Source organism: Acinetobacter sp. ME22, assembly GCF_022012315.1.
Taxonomy (GTDB): Bacteria; Pseudomonadota; Gammaproteobacteria; order Pseudomonadales; family Moraxellaceae; genus Acinetobacter; species Acinetobacter brisouii_A.
In genome coordinates this window covers 1-362 of record NZ_JAKLTL010000055.1, presented here as the reverse complement: position 1 = coordinate 362, position 362 = coordinate 1, and the positions used below count along the sequence as shown (strand labels likewise).

1 protein-coding gene is annotated in these 362 nt (G+C 39.8%); it reads left to right on the top strand.

All coding sequences use genetic code 11. The features are described from left to right. On the top strand, positions 1–362 hold a 362-nt coding region (locus LVY74_RS17665), incomplete at both ends, for an IS30 family transposase (protein WP_237816149.1).

The window sequence follows — 362 nt, the reverse complement described above, 5'->3', positions numbered from 1 at the left end:
GAAATAGATACAATTGTTGGCAAGAAACACCAACAATCACTGGTCTCAATTGTAGATCGAAAGACGGGTTATCTTTGGCTAAAGAAGTGCAGTACACGCAAGGCAGAAGACATTTGCCAAGCCACAATCAGTCTGCTTGAGCCGATCAAGGATCAGTTAAAGACGATTACCGCGGATAATGGTAAAGAGTTCAGTCTGCATGAATATACTGCTCAGGAGTTAGGTATAGATTGGTATTTCGCTGATCCTTATAGTGCTTGGCAGCGAGGTACAAATGAAAATACAAATGGCTTAATCAGGCAATATATTAGAAAAGGCAGTGATTTGAATGACTATACGGATGAATATATCTCAGAAATCAC